Consider the following 18,188-nt stretch of genomic DNA (forward strand, 5'->3'; position numbering starts at 1 on the left):
TATGAAAGCTATCGGATACCTTGAAGCTGGGCCAATAACTCACCGTCATGCCCTTGTAGACATTGAACTGGAGAAGCCTGTCGCCAACGCGAGAGACTTACTCATCAAAGTGCACGCTGTGGCTGTTAACCCCGTTGATTTCAAAATTCGCCAGAATGTATCGCCCGGCAGCGGTGATTACAAAGTATTGGGTTGGGATGCTGTTGGTGAAGTGGTTGAGACAGGCCCAGACGCTTCTTTGTTTAAAAAGGGCGACACCGTTTTTTACGCTGGTGATTTGACCCGTCAAGGAAGTAACGCTGAGTATCAACTTGTAGATGAGCGTTTGGTTGCCCACAAACCCAAATCGCTCAGTTCAGCGCAAGCTGCGGCAATGCCTTTAACATCGATTACCGCTTGGGAGTTATTGTTTGAACGCTTGGCTATCGACAAACGCAAGTCTTCAGCCTCAGGTAGCGACAACGATGTACTCTTGGTCGTCGGCGCATCCGGTGGCGTGGGGTCGATATTAATTCAACTTGCGAAAAAACTGACAGGGGCAATCGTCATTGCAACGGCCTCGCGTGAGTCAAGTCGAGCTTGGGTCGAAGAGCTTGGCGCAGATTTTGTGGTTGACCACAGCCAACCCCTTGTAGAGCAAGTACGAACGCTTGGTATTGGCGATGTAACACACGTCGCGAGCCTCACCCATACCGATAGTTACCTTGATGACTACGTTGAGCTACTGCAACCAATGGGAAAACTTGCCTTGATTGATGACCCTGAGTCTCTTGATGTCAAAGTGCTAAAGCGTAAAAGCATTTCACTGCATTGGGAATTCATGTTTACGCGCTCTATGTATCAAACCCACGACATGATTGCTCAGCATAAGTTACTGACAGAAGTCAGTAACCTGATTGACCAAGGCATTGTGAAAACCACTGCAGGCAAACACTTAGGTGCCATTAATGCCAATAACTTGATCAAAGCTCACAAACTTTTAGAAACGGGCAGTGCAATCGGAAAGGTAGTGCTAGAAGGCTTTTCGTCAAATTAACGACCAATGGAGTTCAACTTATGAAAATGCGTTTAAAACGACTTACCACCATTTTATCGGCAATAGCGCTGACGGCCCTAATACCTGCAGCGATAGCCAATACAATAGAGTTAGAGGAGGTCGCAGAGTTTCACGATTCGAGAGCCGCTGGCGTCACGGTTTCGCCCGACGGTCGACTATTTGTGAGTATGCATCCTCTCGACAATCCCGAATTTAAGGTGTTGGAATTGATGGCAAATGGTGAAAAGCGCCCCTTTCCGACAATCGATTGGGCAGATGGCCCTCAGACGGGTAAGGTCGGTTTGGCCTCTGTCCTTGGGATTCACAGTGACAGCCAAGGTATTATTTGGATGCTGGACATGGGGTCTGAGACATCACCAACTCAGCTTATAGGTTGGAACTCGGCAAAGAACAAATTAGAAGCCGTAATAAAGATTTCAAAGTCATCTCTGGTTGAGAACTCGTTTGCTCAAGATTTTGCCATCGACGAAAAACGAGGCAAAGTTTATATCGCTGATATGTCATTCGGTAATTTTGCTGGAGAAACTCGCCCAGCAATTATTGTATTAGATCTAGCGACGGGTAAATCTCGACGAGTCATGCAAGGCATCGAACCATTTGTTGCGCCCGACAGGGATATCGTGATTGAGGGGGGCTTGTTGGCTTCTGTCGATGCCAAAGGTAACACTAACAGGTTGCGATTTGGGCTGAATCCAATTGCCATAGACGAAAATTTTGAATGGGTGTACTTTGCCACAATGAATGGTGAAGTGATTCACCGCATACCAGCCGACTCTCTCGCAAACTCACAACTGAGCGACGGTGCAATGCAGGCAAAAGTTGAAACATTCGGCCCCAAAAAGCCCAGTGATGGTATGTTATATGTGCCTGGCAAAGGCATTGCGATAACTGATCTTGAAAACAATGCAGTTGGACTAACAACGCCAGGTGGATATCAAGTGTTAGTGAAGGATGACCAACTTTCTTGGCCAGACAGTATGGCGTGGAGCAACGGCTATATCTATGTCACGGCAGACCAGCTTCACCAACACCCTGCATTCAGCCAAGGTAAAGGAGCGTCACGCAAGCCCTATCAACTACTGCGTTTCAAACTCAATTAACAACAGAAAATGCGATTGACTAAAAGGAATCAAACTATGACAACACTCACCATCGTGGCCAATATTATTGCAAAACCCAATAGCGTTGAATTAGTGAAAGCGGAGCTGTTGAAGCTTATTGATGTTACAAGGGCTGAGGAAGGTTGCATCAATTATGACTTGCACCAAGACAATGAGAACCCTGCGCATTTCGTCTTTTATGAAAATTGGGAATCCAGAGACTTGTGGCAACGTCACATGGGCAACACGCATTTGGCATTGTACTTACAAGCAACCGAAGGGGCAGTAGCGTCGTTTACGCTAAATGAAATGACTAAAATTGGCTAGTTACTATCCTGTTTGATGGCTTTCCGACTGCCCAAACCTAACGCGTTAGCGATAGGTTTGGGCGACGCTATCAAAAAGAGTAACCCTTTGCACAAAGCCTAATGTGCAATTAACGGTATGCCTGCTAATGCTTGTTGTAAGGTCAATAACGTTATGGCGATGAGTACTAGGGTAGACGCCAGCACAATAACTCTGGCTTTATTTGTGAATAATTTATCAGCTAGCCAACCGATGATCGGCAATACTTGCAACATGTGGGTCGCGAAAAAATGTGGTACCCGCAAATCTCCACCTTGTTTAGTCCATCCCACAAGGGGGACGCCACCTTGATCAGTTGTTGGTGCATTTACCCAATGGCCGCTGGGCAGCGACGACATATAGCCTGCAATTCCTAAGGTAAAAATACAGCCAAGAATTAACCCCAGTACAATTGAAAGCTTTAACCCGGGTGTTAGCTGAGGTGTCAATGGAGCCCGAGCGAATATTACCCCCAAAAAGAGTGCCGGAACGGTCAACAAAAGGGCGAAAACCCCCATCATGCTGTAGACAATTACATCGAATGCGGTCGCAAAATTAAAATGTGAAGCAACGCCGCGAAAAGCTTGCATGTCTATCAAACCGAGCTCCAGCAAGGTGGATATGCCCGTGACATAAGCAATAGCGAGAATCCACTTCGACTGCTTGAGGGTAGGCGGTAGAAAATGGATAACAATGGACAGCGTTAATAGGTGCATTGCCGTTGATACGTGAAATTTGAGTGGTTTAACCCAAATATTGATGTCATTCAGTAGCCGCGTATCGATACTCAAAGCGAACCCAAAAAAGGGGAGGCACGCAAGAATCAACACCGAGCTTTGAATCCATATCTCTTGTGAGCGATTCAGGTTCACGACTGTGCCTCCTTTGAATCAACTAGGGTATACATGCCTTTGCTGAACAAGAACAAGACGAAACCAACCGGCCCAAACATAAAGGTGGCTAACAGCATGGGAATTTGGATGAATCGATGAATTCCTTGCTTATCCGATAGGTAGGCGATTAAGGTACCCACGACGAGATCGAAGCACAGGTAATGTGCCCACCCAGCAACCAATACAGCCTCATTGCTCATCAGGGCTTTTACTTGTGATAATGAGCCATAACCTCCGCCTTCGACTTGAGTAAAATGAGTCAACATTAAGCCGCCGTAAACAAGGCCAATGAGTGTTGGAATGGCAATGCCCGTGGTAGCTAATACCCATTGCCAGCGTTTTGGCGATAAGATGAGCAGTGCCCATCCAACCATAGCTAGCGTGTTTAACAGTGAAAAGAGTTCGGGGTTTTGTGGCAACATTACTTGGTCCTATTCAATTTGATTGCAATCAGAGTAAACAGAAAATATCACTATGCTATTGAATTTACGTAAATTGATAGGAATACTTCACGAAATGACAGCAGGTGCATTTCACGATTCGCGAAATACAGGATAAAAATGACATTGGTTCGTAAGTATTTTGTACATGGCATGATTGCTTCCATCTTACTGGGGGCACTATTTGCATTTTTAGGGGTATACAACACCAATACCCAACCGTATTTCCATCGATTTGTGTTTTGGTTTTCCACCATGTTTGTGGGCAATTTTGCAACCGGTGTATTTGCACCCATGGTATTTTTAAAATGGCTGCCCAAACGGCCGCTAGTGCTGCAACTCTCGTTTGTTGCAGTGCTTATCTCTTTCCCTGTCACTCTCGTAATTGCAGCCTATGACCACAACTATGGTTTAGATTGGTCTTTTTATATATGGCTTTTGCAGTATCGCTATGTCGTAGTGATTTCTGCCATTTTAGTCTTCGTCGGTTACTTTATTTTGCGGCCCTATATCGAAAGTCAGACGTCAGAAGGTGAGCAGCCGGATTCAACCGACAATGGGAAAATAGCGTCACAACATGTTGAGCAGCAATTTCTCAAGCGACTGGCGCTAAAGCATCACCGAGCAACACTTATCGCGATCAAGTCAGAGGACCATTATTTACGTGTATTCACTGATGTCGGTGACGAGCTTATCCTGATGAGATTGTCAGATGCCATCGGTGCATTAGCTGGGGCTGATGGCATGCAAACCCACCGGTCATGGTGGGTAGCGAATCACGCCATCAGTGATATGACCCGAAAACAGGGCAAGCTCGTCATACAGTGTCACAATGAGCTCGAAGTGCCAGTCTCACGAACCTATGAAAAACACGTTAAATTGAAACTTAATCAATAACCCCTCTATACCCTTGGCACTGCTTTGTCTATAAGCTCTGAGTTCTTGACCCAGTCATGACGTCTACATTCTCTATTCGTGCTAATACTCGTCTATAAAGATTAAAAATATACAGTGTAAATTTTTGCAATGTATAGTTTAGCTATGACGAGAAAAGCACTGTCCACTGACGAGATTCGACACTTTCGCGAAGCTTATTGCGATATCGCCTATGCCTTATATCAGCAACATGATTTTCACGCAGTTTCTATGCGTGGTATTGCTAAGGAAATGGGATGCAGTCCGATGACCGCGTATCGCTATTTTAAAAACAAAGAGGAAGTCTTTGGTTTTTTACGCGCGATTTTATTCGACCGCCTGGCCGATGCACTAGAAGCAGTCGATACGCAAAGTAATCCCAAAGAATATATGCAGGCTTTGGGACAAGCCTATGTGAATTTTGCCTTGGACGAGCCCTTTGCATATCGATTGCTGTACATGATTCATTTGCATCAGTCACAGGCTAACTCAGAAATTGAGCGAGCCCAAAATAGAACGAAGAAAGTGTTGTTTAACGCCACGATATCCCTTATCGATGTTGGCGTTGTAAAAGGTGATGCTGTTGTTATCGCACACGGTTTGTGGGGAGTGATCCACGGTTTGGTATCGCTTCATCTCGCCAATAATTTAAATCAGGGAGCCAGCCTTGATGAGCTGCTGCCTAACATTCTCGAGATATTTCTCCAGAATGGAAGCCACATAAACCAATCACAAATGAGAGGGTAGGACAATGAGTCAATTTTCAGGAAAAACAGCGCTTATCAGTGGTGGTGGTGAGGGCATAGGTTTATCAATCGCACAAGCCCTTGGGAAAGAGGGAATGAACATAGTGCTTGCTGATATCGACCAAGGCAACCTCGATAGCGCTAAGGCACAGTTGGAGCAGGCTAGTGTCCCGGTGTTGGCGGTGAAATTAGATGTAGCGGATGCGGCGCAATGGCAGGAGGCGGTCGCCCTAACCATTGAGACATTCGGCAAAATCCATATGTTGGTGAACAATGCTGGCGTCGGGGGCGAAACCGGCCCTTTGGAAGGTCAACAACCCGACGGTTGGCTATGGAGTTTAGACGTTAACTTGTTGGGTGTGGTCAAAGGTGCACAAGCGGTTGTACCAACTATCAAAGCGCAAGGCGAAGGGGGATGGATTGTCAACGTTGCGTCTATGGCAGGAATGGGAGGCGTACCATTTGGTGGTGCTTACACAGCGACTAAGTTTGCCGTTGTTGGGTTGTCAGAAGGCTGGGCGATGGAACTGGGCAAAAGTAAAATCGCTGTCTCAGTTTTATGTCCAGGCTTTGTGAAAACCCGTATACACGAATCTGATCGCAACCGCCCAGAAAGTGAAACGTCATCAATATCAATGGCTAACATCAATGATAAAGCCAGAGAGCATAGTAAACAGCTTGTGGAAAACGGTATTGATGTATCAATCGTCGGTGAGCGCACCGTTGAAGCGTTAAAGGCTGGAGAATTTTACATTTTTACCCATCCTAATTTTCAAAAAGCAATGCAAAAACGTGCGAAAGCGATTGACGATGCAATGACGAGAGCCGCTGCTAGTCCGTTGCTTGAGCACATCGTCGATATGCCAATAGAGACGTTTTAAATCACACATAATAAGAGGAGTTAGACAATGCCCGAAATCACACTACTCGGCTGGTTTCACACTATCGTCGGCATAACGGCGCTAGTGACCGGTTTTTACACATTGGCAAAGTTCAGTGTTATTAATTTAGATACAGTGACCGGAAAAATATATTTGGCTTGTACACTGGTTGCTGCGGCAACGGCACTGATGATTTTTCAACACGGTAAATTCGGTGCGGCACACATGCTCGCTGTGCTTACACTTGTAGCCTTGGCTGGTGGCTTCTTGGTCACCAAAATAGGCTTCCTATCCAAAATCGCCCCTTACTTTCAAGCATGGTGTTATACGGCAACATTGTTGTTTCATATGATTCCAGCCATAACTGACGCGACTTTAAGGTTACCCGTAGGCGACCCTTTTCTCACTAGCCCACATGATCCCTTGCTAAAGCAGTTCTACCTGGCGTTTTTGATCATTTTCTTGGTCGGCTATGCATTCCAGTTCCGTTGGATTAAAAAGCAAAACGCACAATAACAAACTCAGCAGCCCTCGACAGAGGGCTGTGTCAAATCGTCCTTCCCAAATCCAATCTCAGTTCCTGCGCTGGTAATCGCCACTCCACTTTTTTCTGTTCTCCAGCTTCATTAGTTCTACAAAGTAAAAAATAGTGTTAAGCTTATTATTACTACATTATAGAAATAAAAGTGGGCCGATTAGACTATGTCTGACAAGTTTCTTGGGGAGTTTGAGCAAATGGTACTGCTCGCGACCATCATCGTTGGTGAACAAGCTTACGGCGCGACCATAAGGCAGAAGCTCCACGAAATAGTGGGCCGAGATGTGTCTGTGGGGGCTTTATACGCAACGATGGAACGCCTCGAGAGTAAAGGGTTTGTAGAATCGAGAATGGGAGAAGCAACTGCAAAACGAGGCGGTCGAGCGAAACGCTATTTCGCGGTAACAGGGCAGGGTAAGCAGGCCTTATCAAAAGCTCGTGATGCGATGAACAGCCTTTGGCAACACGTCTCACTTAGCAGCCACTTACAAACGATTTGAGCCTTAGACGATGAATGAAATTTTGGGTAGTGCCGAATTGGTAGCGGAAACCGAGAAATCCGAAGACCAACAAGGTTGGCTTGCTACATTTGCAGATTTAATGTCATTGCTGATGTGCTTCTTCGTACTCTTGTTGTCTTTCTCTGAGCTTGATGTGATTAAATTCAAACAAATCGCCGGTTCGATGAAAACGGCATTTGGTGTACAAAACGAAATTCAAGCTCAGGCAGTTCCCATGGGAACTAGCGTGATTGCGCAAGAATTTAGCCCAGCTACAACGCCGCCAACGCCGCTCAACGAAGTACGCCAACACACTACCGAGCAGATGGAAAGAGAGTTGAGAGTTGAAGACCCAGCTCAAGATCGCCAACAGGACAAAACTGGCCGCAACAAACCTGAAGGTAATCCAGAGCTGTTTGCCCTTCAAGAACAACTCGAGCAAGCCCTTGCTGAAGCTTTGGCCAAAGGAGAATTTGAACTAGACCATCAAGGGCAGCAGCTAGTGATTCGAATCAGCGAAAAAGGCAGTTTTGCTTCTAGCAGTGCGTTTCTACAACCTTCACTTCGTCCTCCACTACAAAAAATAGGGGCGTTGCTGGCTACTATTCCAGGGCAAATAGAAGTGGTAGGCCACACCGATGATAGACCGTTGAACAATGAATTGTTTGGCGACAACTTAGAGCTCAGTGCCGTTCGGGCGATAACCATAGCTCGGGTGCTGAAAAAAGCAGGTAAGCTCGCTCACGTTCAAGTCCGAGGCGTGGCGGATGGACAACCCTTAGTCGACAATGTCGACGCCAAAAGCCGAGCGACAAATCGCAGAGTAGAAATTGTGATTCGACAGGGGCAAGCAAAATCAGAAACCATATCTTTGACACAACAAGGAGGCTCTCGTGGATAAGGGCTCAATTATTGGATTATTTCTCATTATCTTTGCGGTTATTGGTGGAATCGTGTCGGGTGGTGAAGGGCTGGCGTCGTATATCAGTTTGTCATCGGTTGCCATTGTCGTATTGGGAACGATAGGCGCGGTTATGTTGAGTTTTAGGCCCACTGATTTTCTCAATGCGCTGACAAATACTGTGCATGTGTTCAAGGCCAAAAACCATGACGTCGAAGCGACAATTAATCTTTGCATTCGGTTAGCCGACAAATCTAGAAAAGGTGGGTTATTAGCGTTAGAAGATGAAAAATATGATGACCCTTTTGTGGCAAAAGCCATGGATATGCTTATCGATGGATATGATATCGATACCGTCTCAGCATTGTTAAACAAAGAAATTTATCTCACTAGAGAGCGGAATCAGTCTGCAATTAAAGTCATGACGACATTTTCAGAATTTGCACCGGCCATGGGGATGGTAGGAACACTTATTGGCTTAGTTGCCATGCTACAAAATATGGAAAATCCCGATGCCATTGGGCCGAGCATGGCGGTGGCATTGCTGACGACCTTATACGGTGCTCTGATTGCCAACGGCATCACCACACCTTTGGCTAAGAAGCTCAGTGCGAGAAGCAATGAGATTTTGCTTTACCAAACACTAGTCAAGGATGCGACTATGAAGATTATGCTGGGAGAGCACCCCAAAGCCACGTTTGAGTTTTTACAAACCTATGTTGAAACACACAAGCGTAAATCTATTGATGAGATGAAAGCCATTATTGCAGGTGAGTAAGGTCTATAGCCTGCTATTTCGTTGGCTAACTTCGAAAGGGTATGGGTTACGTGTAATCAATCGGCTATATGTCACCTACATTAGTCAGTGGAAGGTAGTAACAGTCTGAGCGGCTAGCGTTATCTGGTGAGCTTATTGGTGATCCATCACTGACAGTTTTGTCTTAATAAAATCGGAATGTGACACATAGAGTAGGTCGGCAAGTTTGCGTATCGTGTGTTCTTCATAGGCATCGATAACCCCGTCCGCCGCAGCGACTTGCCACATCGATTTCACCAGTGCCACGCGCTTGTCGTATTCGTACTGTTCGTTAATGAGTTTGACAAAAGGGTAGTAAGACGTTGACTGCGCTTCTTCAGATTGGCTTTTAGCAACTACCGCAGTTAGCTCTTCGTCTTTAAGCTCAAAGGCGTTCGCAATGTATTCAGTAATAGCTTGCTGTTCTATATCACTGGCTTCGCCATCTGATTTACTAATTTCTATCAAGAGTACCGCACAAGCAGACTCCAATTGTCGTAAATCTTTGTCGTTCGTTTCCCCTTGAACTTCAAAAAACTTTTTGAGTTTTGTAAACATCAACGGTGTACCTCATCAATTTATTCTACTACTAACGTTGGGGGTGCTATGCCTATTTAGCAAGTCGAACAGAATAGGTAGTCGTTCAGCGCACTATATTTTGCGATTGCTAGCAAAATATATCACCGAGTATGTGACATTTAAGGGGGAAGTGAAATGACCGGAGAAAGACTTGTAACAAAAATCAGAAAAAATCGATGATTTAATGAAAAATGAAATTAGTTACCGTAATAAATTCGAGTTAAATCATTGAAAAATATCATTATATATTTATGGTACACATCCGTTATTAAATTGTTATAAATTCGTGATGCCGCCTTGATGTCTGCTGAATATCTTTTACTGGACGTTGTTAAACGAACCTAAAAAAGGATAAATCATGAAATTCAGCACGCTGGCATCTGCCATCCTATTATCAACTGCGACTGCGTCTGTAGCCGCGCAAACGATAGAAGTTAGTATTACCAATCTGACTAAAGCAATGCATTTCACGCCTCGTCTAGTAGTTGCGCACGATGCCACTGTTGATACATTTGAAGTGGGTCAAGAAGCCACCACGGCATTAGCGTGGATGGCAGAAGCTGGTGTTATCGAAGACGACCAAAACGCAGCATCTTCGGGTCAAAACTTTGAAGCTATGTTAGGCCCAGAAGATACGGATAATGGCACGAATACTTGGCACCGTTTTGGTGGTTTGGTAGAACCATCATCTACGCTGTCTTACCCATTTGATACGATGGACTACGAGTACCTGTCCGTTGTGACTATGCTTATTCCAACAAATGACGCGTTTGCTGGCCTAGATAGCATTCGCATCCCAACTGAACCCGGTACTTACACGTATTACCTCAATGCATACGACGCGGGTACAGAGCTCAATGACGAATTAAACGCGACTCGTACCGACATTGTTGAAGTCGGTGGTGGTCCTCTTGGCGCCTATGGTGCACCTGGTATGGCAGGTGTTGGCGCGTCTCCGGTTCCAGTTGGTGTAGGCGCAACAGGTGTGGCTGTTACGGTTGGTGAAGACGCAGATGGCATGCCTTTGGCAGCACCAAACGAAGTGATTGATGGCACTGATGGCCCAGTTCACATTCATCGCAATGTATTGGGTGACACTGATGATACAGCTGGTGCGAGTGACCTGAATTCTCGTGTACACCGTTGGCTCAACCCTGTCGCGCGTGTAACCATCACTGTTCCAGCAGCTTAAGTTTTGGAGAATCGTGATGAATAGTCGACTTCTAAAACTAAGTATTGTTCCTTTATTTGCAATCGCACTTGCGGGTTGTAACGGCGATGACGGTGAGCAAGGCCCTGTAGGCCCAGCTGGCCCTCAAGGTGAGCAAGGTCCTGCAGGTCCTGCTGGCCCTCAAGGTGACCAAGGTGATCAAGGTGCTCAAGGGCCTGCTGGTGGTGTGGGTACGCTTGCGACCTATACAGTTCAAGTGATTAACTTGACGTATAGCCAACCATTTTCACCGGCTGCAGTGATGATGCATGAACCCGGTTTTCAGCCGTTTGTTGACGGTGAACCAGCGAGCCTAGGGCTTGAAGTACTGGCGGAAGCGGGTAACCCAGCTGATTTACTTGCTGAAGCAATGGCAAGCAGTTATTACTTGGATGCCGTCGAAGGCTCAGGTACACCTCAGCGTTCACAAGGTAGCGAAAGCACGCTTATCGTGCCCGCGTTAGACACTGACAACCTTCGTTTGTCGGTTGTGACAATGCTGGTTGATACCAACGATGCATTCACTGGTGTTAATGCGGTTGATATCAGTAATATGGCTGTAGGTGAATACCGCATGTTTACAGCGCCAAGCTGGGACTCTGGTACAGAAGCAAATACTGAAACTGCTTCTACTATTCCTGGTCCGGCGGCACAAGCTGCAGGTGGCGGCGGTGCGGCAGCGGGTTTCGATGCCGCTCGTGACGATGTGTTTGACCGAGTTCACTTCCACCCTGGTGTGGTAACCAGTGCGAATGCGACGGATCCTAGCCTCGAGGGATTAGCCGATTCAGTACTGACTGAAGGTGATCGTTGGGATAACCCAACAGCGCGAATAGTGGTGCAACGTACCCGCTAATAGTTCGCTCTAAGTCCATATGCTAGCTGGTGGAAACACTGGCTGGCATATTTTCTTTTACAATGGCGTCAACCGTCCGTTTGGCACTCCTCAAAGCCCCTTCTAAGAATCCACCAAACTGTCGATCAGTTTCCGTTGAACTAAAGTGAATTTGACCTTGCCAATCCGCATATTTCGGGAGACCGTAAATGGGATGGTAATGTAGTGGTTTTGTATCTGCTGCCGCTGCGGTAAAAGGTTCTTTACTCCAATCGTACACCTCAAATGTTGTCGCGTGCCGTGCCTCATCACCATACAATGAGATCAATTGTTCAATGACTTTGGATTGTAACTCAGCTTGTGTCATGCGCCCGCGAATTGATGCCGGTAGTGTGAAAAAACCAAACAGAGCAAAATGGTGACTATTGGGCAAACTGGCATCGTGGATTTGCGCTAAAGGGCCAATTTCGCTGAGGACCGTACCACTGAGGCCCTTATCGCGCCAAAATGGCGAAGGGTAAGTGATAACAGCCTTAGCATGGCTCGCCATCCACGTTGGTGTCTTTTCGAGGGCAGCTTGCATTTCTATGTCGAGCTGAGGCTGGATGTCGATATTCTGCGCAATAAGCCGAGGCGGTATCGCCAATATGACGTGTTTAGCGTGATAATCCTCTTCGACGCCATGATGACGAGCTTTTACGACCACCGCGTTTTCATGACGGGTAATGGCCTGGACAACCCTTTCGATTTTTAAACTAGTGGGAGGAAGTGCAGTTATTAGAGAATCAATCAAGCGCGACAGGCCACCGTCAACTCGATAAGCCAACCCCGTATAACCAGGAGGAAGTTGTTTGAGGCCTCTGTGTGCTTGATACAGGCCCATCCCGCTATCCTGTTGTGGGTACCAACGGAGATTGTATCGTGCCAGCAGAGATTCCACTTCGATGTGACCTGGCCAAAACCAAGCTGGACCGGCGTCGAATCCACCCGGAGAATAGACTCTACCACCACAGCGATGTCGCGCTTCCAGGACGACACAAGACACCCCTCGACTTGACAGGAGCTCGGCCGCATAAAGCCCGCTTAGGCCTGCACCTGCTATGACGACTTCAGTTTGTTGAGACATGACAATGAATACTACTCTTAGCTATCTAGTGATAGGTAGTTTTATGGGGAAGTGCTAAAATGTCAAATCTTTATCGATAGGTGCAATGCAAAGTATCGCTAGCCTGTCCAAATATGTGTACGGAAAATAGGCTACACTCAAAGTTTTGCACAGTTTCGAACTATTACTGCGAATTTATTCGATTTTTTAGCGGTCTGTGTCCATCAATTCGAATAGATATATAGTTGATGAATATTAATTTTCCGTGCAATGTAGATATTCGTGTTTTTGGACATACATTGAGGTGAACACTATTTTATTGTTGAGCAATATAAATGGTGTCATCGGCTGAAATACTAATTGAGTATTAACATTCGAGGTTTCACTTGATGATGACGGAAGAAAAATCGTTTACGTCTTGTACATCTGAACTGAAACAAATCCGAGATTTTGTTGAAAGTACCTGTGCGAATTCGCCGTTTAGTAGCGATAAATTGGCCGCCACCGTACTCGCGGTTGATGAGGCGTGTGCCAATGTCATTCGACATGGTTACGATATGGATAAGTCGGGTTGTATTAGTTTGGTCATTACATTAAATGATGATCATGCAGTTTTTACGGTAAAAGATACCTGTTCAGAGATTTCGGATCACACAATTAGGCCCAAGAAAAAGTCTCTCAAAGAGCCTGGGGGACTTGGGCTTCACTTAATACACACCGTCGCTGAAAGCGTCAGGCTAGTTCCACATGAAGGTTGTGGCAACTGGTTAGAACTCATTGTTTCTTACGGGGAGTAAACACGTGGAATTAAAAATCACTTCGTTACAGTCTAGAGATGTTGTTGCTTTAGAAGGTGATGTGGATCTCAGTAATTCAAAGCAAGTTAAGCAGTCCATTATTGCATTGATCAAGCAAGGCAGTGACGTAGTCGTAGACATTTCGGCCCTCAACTATATCGATAGCTCTGGTATGGCGTCACTGGTTGAGGCCTTGAACGAATCTAAGCAGGCGGGGAGTGAATTCCATATCGCTGGGGCACAGGGCGCACCGCTGCAAGTGTTTAAATTGACTCGTTTGGATACCGTATTCTCGATGGTTGATTCAGTAGACGCCTTGTCATGAGTAAACCAACTATTTCCGTCAGTGGCCTGAACGCGTTTTATGGCGCCAAGCAGGTGCTGAAAGACATCAATTTTGAGGTCCAAAGCGGCGAGATTGTCGTGATAATGGGTGGTTCTGGGTCAGGTAAAAGCACCTTGTTGAATCACATGCTTGGTTTGCGCAAGCCCTCGTCGGGTGATGTGGTTATTGATGACGTTAATATTTGTCAGGCATCGTCAAAACAGATATTTGAATTGCGTAAAAAAATGGGCGTTGCTTTTCAAGGTGGGGCGTTATTGAGTTCCATGAGTGTAGGCGACAATGTGCGTTTGCCTCTTGAACAAAATACCGAATTGGACGCGGCTACTATCGACATCATGGTACGTATGAAGCTCGAACTCATGAACATGTCGGGAACAGAAAACCTCATGCCATCGGAATTGTCTGGTGGCATGGTCAAACGAGCTGGGTTGGCTAGAGCGGTAGTAATGGACCCTCAGTTGTTGTTTTTTGACGAACCTTCTGCAGGGCTGGACCCGACCACTGCCGTCGAGCTGGACGATTTGATTTTGACCTTGCGAGATGCCATGCAAATGTCTGTAGTTGTCGTAACACATGAGCTTGAAAGTGTGTTTAAAATCGCAGACAAAATTCTCGTACTGTTCGGTGGAGAGGCAGTGGCATTTGGTACTGTTGACGAAATTAAAAATCACCCGGATGAGCGCATTCAAAACCTCATCAATCGTCGCCCCAACACACAAAAGGACGAAGGCGAAGTGTATTTGAATCGATTACTCAACAGAGGGAATGGATCATGAGTACACTAGACAAAGTGAATAGTGTAGGGCAGCGCACACTCGATATGGTCAGCCATGTTGGATTAGCGGCCGAGTTATTGTTTAAGATTGTGATCAGTGCTTTTTCTGGGAAGTTGCCGTGGAGAGAAGTCGTTAAACAAATCTTTTTCATTGGCAATCGATCGTTGAGCGTGTTGTTAGTCGCAGCCGTGTTTACAGGCATGGTTGTTGCGCTTCAATTTTACGATACGCTAGTCAGATTTGGCTCGGTAGACTTGCTCGGGTCAGCCGTTGCCTTGAGCTTAATTCGCGAGCTCGGGCCGGTTATGACAGCGCTGATGGTAATCGCGCGAGTGGGCTCGGCAACATGTGCAGAAATCGGCATTATGCGCAACGAGCAGCAATTCGATGCATTGACGTGCATGGCGATTGATGCCCATCGATTTGTGCTGTTACCGCGTTTTATCGCAGCACTCATTTGTGTACCCATTTTAACCGCAGTTTTCGACCTTGTGGGCATAGGCGGCGGTTATATCGTTGGTGTGTTAATTCAAGGCGAAAGTGCAGGGGCCTACATCCAAGGTTTGATCGATACCGTAAATGCAAAAGATGTGCTGATGGGACAAATTAAATCTCTGATTTTTGGTGTGATTATTATTTGGTTACCCCTCTATTTTGGCTTTTACCTCCACTTAAATCAGAAAAATCAAGGGGCAGCGGGCGTGAGTAATGCCACAACCCAGGCCGTGGTGCTGAGCGCAATTTTAATGCTCTTCAGCGATTACATAATTAGCTCTTTAATGTTGTAAGGACATCAATAATGAAAAATTCTTCCCTTACGTTATTGGTTGGACTGTTTGTGATAATTGGTGCCGGTGCACTGTTATTTATGTCAGTTTCAATCGGTGGTGCTTCTATTTCACAGTCTGGCCAATATTCGTTGGTGGCGCGTTTTGACAGCGCTTCAGGTTTGAAGGAAGGGGCATTTGTTGAAGTCGCGGGTGTGCGAGTTGGCAAAGCCACGTCAATCGAGTTCGATCCACAACTGTTTCAGGCAGTAGTGGTAATCGCTTTAGATGACGCAGTTGAAGTACCGGATGATTCTATTGCTGCAATCCGAACGGCGGGCATCATTGGCGATAGGTTTATTAAAATTATTCCCGGTGGTTCTGACCTGTTCCTCGAAGAAGGCGAGGAAATCATCGAAACCGAGTCGTCTATCAGTTTGGAAGAACTGGTTAGTAAATATATGTTTAGTCAGGAGTAAACCATGAAAAAGTTGTTAAGTGTTCTGTTGGTGATGGGGTTTGCTTTCTCTGTTCAAGCTGCTGATAACCCGACTGAAAGAGTGAAAGCTGGGGTGCAAGATATCATCTCTATTGCGGCTGATGCTGAATTGGATATTACCCAAAAACGAGAGAAATTAGCAGGTGTAATCAACACTCATGTTGACTTACAAGCGTCTGCACAACGGGTGTTAGCGCGTTACTGGCGTACGGCAACAAAAGAAGAGAAACGCGAATTTCTCAAACTCTTTCGCTCGCTTTTGGTAAACACTTATATCAATCTTCTCGATGAATATGACAACCAAGTCGTGGCTTATAAAGATGAGCAGATCAAAAAGAAAGTGTACGCCATAGTCGACACTGAGATTCAATCTCCCGATGTCGTGATCCCCGTGAGTTATCGCTTGTATTATCGTGACAATGACTGGAAAATTTACGATTTCGTTGCGGAAGGGATTTCTATGATTCGCTCGTTCAGTAACGATTATCAGTCTACACTGAAAAGCAAAGGTGTCAGTGGCTTAAATCAAGCCCTTGAAGAAAAATTAAAAGCTTTGGAAGCAAAATAACCAATGTATTTAATGGGTGAAAAACGCGCAAGCTTTTGCGAGCTAGATTGGTTTAAAAACCATCTCGATAGTTACTTTCCGTATTCAGACCATGCGTTAGTGACTGATTCTCGTCGTCTCGTTTTTTCCACTCAACACTGGTTTATCGAGCAAAAACCAGCGCTGCTAGAGCTTTTACCGGACAATGGCAGTAAGGACATTCGCCAAGCGGTCGTAGATGGCTGTGTCGTTTGGGTTTTGCCCTGCGAGGCTCACTGTAAACACATCGCCTATATTGTGATTGTCGATCATAAATCTCGTTGGCAAGAAAGCTCGATCAAAACGCATTTTCAACAACTTGTCATTGACTTCACACAATCACATTTATCAGCGGTACAAGGACGTTTAGAGAAAGCAGAAACCTGGATTCGCGAAGAAATGGAAGAAATTGCGAATATTCAGCAATTGATGCTTCCCCATGACAACATCGATATTCCTGGCACCAAAATCGCTTTCGTTTATAAAGCAATGAAAGGGGCGGGTGGCGATTATATCGATATCGCTAATTTAACCGACCCTGATACTGGGATGAAAGAAGTGGGTATTATCATCGCAGATGTCAGCGGCCATGGGCCATCTGCGGCGGTCGAAACGGCTATGATTGATGCCATCTTAAGGACTTATGACCCGATAGAACCGAGTCCCGCTGATGTGCTGGCTTACATCAATCGTCATTTCTTTACTCGTAAAGGGCGTGGGACATTTTGTACAGCTGCAGTCTTTCATTATTCGGAAGCTGAGCAACAAATCACTTATGCCAATGCCGGTCATCCCCATGCTTATATTAAGTCGCAGTTAGGCTTAACGTCACTGAATGAGGGCGGTATACCAATTGGAGTGTTACGAGAACAAACCTGGGAGAACCATACTGTTCCAGTGAACGTTGGAGATACGTTATTTTTGTACACCGATGTCGTTATTGAAACACAAAATACTGATGCTGAAGCCTTCGGTTTTCATGGCCTAGAGGCAGGGTTGATGGTATCACCGGCTTCACCTGATGCCATGCTTGAGTTCTTGGAAACAAGAATGAACCAGTTTTGTGGTTGCACCACATTCCAAGATGATTTGACCATGTGTGCGATTCAATTTTTAGGGTAATTGTTCCGCGGACCAATGACGGAAGAAACTTGGAAAATGGGTACAGGATTTTACATTTCTTCACACTTCGCGTCGCAATGACTCTATTTTGATGTGTCTGCATCCGCACATCTTATTTGGTTGTCGCTTCATAGGCCTTCGCCACACCTCACAGTTTAAAATGAAGGATAGGGCCGATGTTTATAACTCCATTCTCGGCTCTTTATCTTTATATCCGGCTTCTTTGATGACAGCTTGTTATTCGCTTTTTTAAGCGGCGCGCTCATGCTTCAACTATTGAATCAATCCCCTTTTTCTTTGGCAATTGTGGCTCAACACAGCGTTGTATCCACTGCCTCTTTAAAAAACAAAAATTAGCAGATCCCAGTTAACCTTTTGTTTTTTAGAACGGTTAGCGAATAACTACTTGACTATCTATTAGAATAAATGCAATTCTAAATAAGAATTATTATCA

23 protein-coding genes are annotated in these 18,188 nt (G+C 45.6%); 19 read left to right on the forward strand and 4 right to left on the reverse strand.

The annotated features are described in order from the left end of the window. Position 1: 1 nt before the first annotated feature. Genes AC27G9_RS00535 through AC27G9_RS00545 form a run of 3 tightly spaced genes read left to right on the forward strand, consistent with a single transcriptional unit; the run spans position 2 to position 2,484 of the window. The gene (locus tag AC27G9_RS00535) at positions 2-1,036 is read left to right on the forward strand and encodes a zinc-binding alcohol dehydrogenase family protein (protein WP_487069923.1); all 1,035 of its coding nucleotides are present in this window, start codon (positions 2-4) and stop codon (positions 1,034-1,036) included. Between the two features lie 20 nt (positions 1,037-1,056). Next, entirely contained in the window at positions 1,057-2,157 is a 1,101-nt protein-coding gene (locus AC27G9_RS00540) for an L-dopachrome tautomerase-related protein (protein ID WP_487069925.1), read from the forward strand. 36 nt (positions 2,158-2,193) lie between these two features. Next, on the forward strand, positions 2,194-2,484 hold the full coding sequence (locus tag AC27G9_RS00545) for a putative quinol monooxygenase (protein WP_487069927.1): 291 nt from the start codon (positions 2,194-2,196) through the stop codon (positions 2,482-2,484). A 98-nt stretch (positions 2,485-2,582) separates the two neighbouring features. On the opposite strand, the gene AC27G9_RS00550 is transcribed toward AC27G9_RS00545, so the two are convergent. Together AC27G9_RS00550 and AC27G9_RS00555 are read right to left on the reverse strand one after the other, a co-directional pair. After that, positions 2,583-3,374, reverse strand: coding sequence for a hypothetical protein (locus tag AC27G9_RS00550; protein ID WP_487069929.1), 792 nt, complete (start codon positions 3,372-3,374; stop codon positions 2,583-2,585). Further along, positions 3,371-3,817 carry an ABA4-like family protein gene (locus AC27G9_RS00555; protein ID WP_487069931.1) on the reverse strand — a complete coding sequence of 149 codons (447 nt, stop codon included), beginning with the start codon at positions 3,815-3,817 and terminating at the stop codon, positions 3,371-3,373. Before AC27G9_RS00555 ends, AC27G9_RS00550 begins: the two co-directional genes overlap by 4 nt. Before the next feature lie 138 nt (positions 3,818-3,955). Between AC27G9_RS00555 and AC27G9_RS00560 the strand changes: the two genes are divergently transcribed. From AC27G9_RS00560 to AC27G9_RS00590, 7 genes are all read left to right on the forward strand, one after another. Next, positions 3,956-4,732, forward strand: a complete 777-nt coding sequence (locus AC27G9_RS00560; protein WP_487069933.1) for a LytTR family DNA-binding domain-containing protein — start codon at positions 3,956-3,958, stop codon at positions 4,730-4,732. Positions 4,733-4,876: 144 nt separating this feature from the next. Next, positions 4,877-5,497, forward strand: a complete 621-nt coding sequence (locus AC27G9_RS00565) for a TetR/AcrR family transcriptional regulator (protein WP_487069935.1) — start codon at positions 4,877-4,879, stop codon at positions 5,495-5,497. Between the two features lie 4 nt (positions 5,498-5,501). Next, entirely contained in the window at positions 5,502-6,377 is an 876-nt protein-coding gene (locus AC27G9_RS00570; RefSeq protein ID WP_487069937.1) for an SDR family NAD(P)-dependent oxidoreductase, read from the forward strand. 27 nt (positions 6,378-6,404) lie between these two features. Next, entirely contained in the window at positions 6,405-6,893 is a 489-nt protein-coding gene (locus tag AC27G9_RS00575; protein WP_487069939.1) for a hypothetical protein, read from the forward strand. A 186-nt stretch (positions 6,894-7,079) separates the two neighbouring features. Further along, positions 7,080-7,415 carry a PadR family transcriptional regulator gene (locus tag AC27G9_RS00580; protein WP_487069941.1) on the forward strand — a complete coding sequence of 112 codons (336 nt, stop codon included), beginning with the start codon at positions 7,080-7,082 and terminating at the stop codon, positions 7,413-7,415. Between the two features lie 10 nt (positions 7,416-7,425). Further along, positions 7,426-8,316: a MotB family protein gene (locus tag AC27G9_RS00585; protein ID WP_487069943.1), complete on the forward strand. Its 891-nt coding sequence runs from the start codon at positions 7,426-7,428 to the stop codon at positions 8,314-8,316. After that, entirely contained in the window at positions 8,309-9,094 is a 786-nt protein-coding gene (locus AC27G9_RS00590; protein WP_487069945.1) for a motility protein A, read from the forward strand. The genes AC27G9_RS00585 and AC27G9_RS00590 overlap by 8 nt, the downstream gene beginning before the upstream one ends. Before the next feature lie 132 nt (positions 9,095-9,226). Here AC27G9_RS00590 and AC27G9_RS00595 read toward each other — a convergent pair whose 3' ends face one another. Continuing rightward, positions 9,227-9,670 carry a tellurite resistance TerB family protein gene (locus tag AC27G9_RS00595; protein WP_487069947.1) on the reverse strand — a complete coding sequence of 148 codons (444 nt, stop codon included), beginning with the start codon at positions 9,668-9,670 and terminating at the stop codon, positions 9,227-9,229. 379 nt (positions 9,671-10,049) lie between these two features. On the opposite strand from AC27G9_RS00595, the gene AC27G9_RS00600 reads away from it, so the two are divergent. Further along, positions 10,050-10,883: a spondin domain-containing protein gene (locus AC27G9_RS00600; RefSeq protein WP_487069949.1), complete on the forward strand. Its 834-nt coding sequence runs from the start codon at positions 10,050-10,052 to the stop codon at positions 10,881-10,883. Between the two features lie 16 nt (positions 10,884-10,899). Further along, a complete protein-coding gene (locus AC27G9_RS00605) occupies positions 10,900-11,757 on the forward strand; it encodes a spondin domain-containing protein (protein WP_487069951.1) in 858 nt (285 codons plus the stop codon). 22 nt (positions 11,758-11,779) lie between these two features. On the opposite strand, the gene AC27G9_RS00610 is transcribed toward AC27G9_RS00605, so the two are convergent. Next, positions 11,780-12,862, reverse strand: coding sequence for a flavin monoamine oxidase family protein (locus AC27G9_RS00610; protein WP_487069953.1), 1,083 nt, complete (start codon positions 12,860-12,862; stop codon positions 11,780-11,782). 368 nt (positions 12,863-13,230) lie between these two features. On the opposite strand from AC27G9_RS00610, the gene AC27G9_RS00615 reads away from it, so the two are divergent. From AC27G9_RS00615 to AC27G9_RS00645, 7 genes are read left to right on the forward strand one after another with little or no spacing between them, the layout of a single operon-like run. Next, complete coding sequence (locus AC27G9_RS00615) at positions 13,231-13,638, forward strand: ATP-binding protein (protein WP_487069955.1); 408 nt, start codon at positions 13,231-13,233, stop codon at positions 13,636-13,638. Positions 13,639-13,642: 4 nt separating this feature from the next. Further along, positions 13,643-13,963 carry an STAS domain-containing protein gene (locus AC27G9_RS00620; protein WP_487069957.1) on the forward strand — a complete coding sequence of 107 codons (321 nt, stop codon included), beginning with the start codon at positions 13,643-13,645 and terminating at the stop codon, positions 13,961-13,963. Further along, complete coding sequence (locus tag AC27G9_RS00625; RefSeq protein WP_487069959.1) at positions 13,960-14,760, forward strand: ABC transporter ATP-binding protein; 801 nt, start codon at positions 13,960-13,962, stop codon at positions 14,758-14,760. Before AC27G9_RS00620 ends, AC27G9_RS00625 begins: the two co-directional genes overlap by 4 nt. Beyond that, positions 14,757-15,548: an MlaE family ABC transporter permease gene (locus tag AC27G9_RS00630; protein ID WP_487069961.1), complete on the forward strand. Its 792-nt coding sequence runs from the start codon at positions 14,757-14,759 to the stop codon at positions 15,546-15,548. The genes AC27G9_RS00625 and AC27G9_RS00630 overlap by 4 nt, the downstream gene beginning before the upstream one ends. Positions 15,549-15,559: 11 nt before the next feature. Beyond that, positions 15,560-16,006, forward strand: a complete 447-nt coding sequence (gene mlaD / locus AC27G9_RS00635; RefSeq protein WP_487069963.1) for an outer membrane lipid asymmetry maintenance protein MlaD — start codon at positions 15,560-15,562, stop codon at positions 16,004-16,006. A 3-nt stretch (positions 16,007-16,009) separates the two neighbouring features. Beyond that, positions 16,010-16,594, forward strand: a complete 585-nt coding sequence (locus AC27G9_RS00640; RefSeq protein ID WP_487069965.1) for an MlaC/ttg2D family ABC transporter substrate-binding protein — start codon at positions 16,010-16,012, stop codon at positions 16,592-16,594. 3 nt (positions 16,595-16,597) lie between these two features. After that, positions 16,598-17,734 carry a PP2C family protein-serine/threonine phosphatase gene (locus AC27G9_RS00645; RefSeq protein ID WP_487069967.1) on the forward strand — a complete coding sequence of 379 codons (1,137 nt, stop codon included), beginning with the start codon at positions 16,598-16,600 and terminating at the stop codon, positions 17,732-17,734. Positions 17,735-18,188 lie beyond the last annotated feature (454 nt).

The organism is Alteromonas sp. 5NS40-0096 (assembly GCF_057544385.1).